The sequence below is a fragment of the Bariatricus sp. HCP28S3_D3 genome (genome assembly GCF_052065755.1).
Classification (GTDB): domain Bacteria; phylum Bacillota; class Clostridia; order Lachnospirales; family Lachnospiraceae; genus Allocoprococcus.
On record NZ_JBQHTK010000079.1, the window covers coordinates 1 to 1,581 of the forward strand.

Consider the following 1,581-nt stretch of genomic DNA (forward strand, 5'->3'; position numbering starts at 1 on the left):
TTTATTCAGTTTTCAATGTGCAAATTTATTTATGTCAAACACCCAAAACAGGTGGTTCAACCTATTAGTTATGCGATGTGCTGGCTGTCCTAGTTTTCAGACAGTCTCCCCCGTTATTTTTTTAACAATATCTTTTATCTTCATTTCTATAACCTCCAACTGCGAATTCCATATTTTTGGACTTCATCCATATCAAAAATACCTTTAACATCAATAAGTATTTTCGCGCCATCTGGTTTATCCCCATAAAGACGATTCAAATCAGACATCTGTATAGCTTTAAACTCATTGTGTGCAACTGCAAGAATAATACAGTCAGCATCGTTAATTTCAGATATATCTGATAATTCCACATTATATTCTTTAATCGCATCTTGTTCTTTTGCCCAAGGATCTACAATCAGCGGATGTATATCATATTCATTTAATCTCAAAAGAATATCTTCAACTTTTGAATTTCGTGTATCCGGACAATTCTCTTTAAACGTTAATCCCAAAATTACAACCTTAGACGTTTTGGGAGTTTTTCCTGCCAATATTAATTGTTTAATTGCAGCATCTGCGACAAAAGCTCCCATTCCGTCATTAACCTTTCTCCCAGCTGCAATAATTTGACTATGATATCCTAATTTTTCAGCCTCATAAACAAAATAATACGGATCCACGCCAATGCAATGACCACCAACTAAACCTGGCCGAAAACCGAGCGCATTCCATTTGGTATTCATGCCATCCACTACTTCATTTGTGTCAATTCCCATCCTATCAAAAACCATTGCCAACTCATTCATAAACGCAATATTAATATCTCGCTGACTGTTCTCTACCACTTTAATCGCTTCAGCGGTTTTAATCGAAGAAACTGGATAAGTACCAACTTCTATTACTAAATTATAAACATTTTTTATTTCTTCCAGTGCCTCTGCATCAACACCAGACACAATTTTTGTAATGTTTTCTAATCTGTGAATTTTATCCCCCGGATTGATACGTTCCGGCGAATATCCCACCTTAAAATCATCTCCACATTTTAATCCGGATTCCTTCTCTAAAACGGGGATACAAATATCTTCCGTAACTCCTGGATAGACTGTAGATTCATATACTACAATAGCTCCTTTGGTCAGATTACGACCAACGATTTCACTTGCTCCAATGACAGGTGACAAATCGGGCGTTTTGTCTTGATTTACTGGAGTTGGAACGGCTATAATTATAAATTTTGCCTCTTGTAGCATTTCAGCATCAGTTGTAAACTCTACAGAAGTATTTTTGATCGTGTCATCACCAACCTCACAAGTAGGATCAACACCAGATCGATACAAGTCTATTTTTGCTTTATTCAAATCGAAACCAATAACATCTATCTTTTTAGCAAAAGCAATAGCAATGGGCATACCTACATATCCCAAGCCGACCAATGCAAGTTTTTCCTTTTTTGATACAAGTTCTTCATACAAAGACATAGTCTTTCCTCCCTATTAAGTCAAGTCTTTTTTCCTTGAAAATCAAGGATTTTTTCAATATATCATCAATAAATATCTCAGAAGAAGAAGCCATAGGAATGAACATTTCTCTGTA

Annotated in this window: 1 protein-coding gene; it reads right to left on the reverse strand. The window is 35.7% G+C overall.

Annotation, left to right across the window (positions count from 1 at the left end; genetic code table 11):
* Positions 1-146 precede the first annotated feature (146 nt).
* Positions 147-1,466, reverse strand: coding sequence for a nucleotide sugar dehydrogenase (locus tag ACTNB3_RS17745; protein WP_441027279.1), 1,320 nt, complete (start codon positions 1,464-1,466; stop codon positions 147-149).
* Between the last annotated feature and the right edge of the window lie 115 nt (positions 1,467-1,581).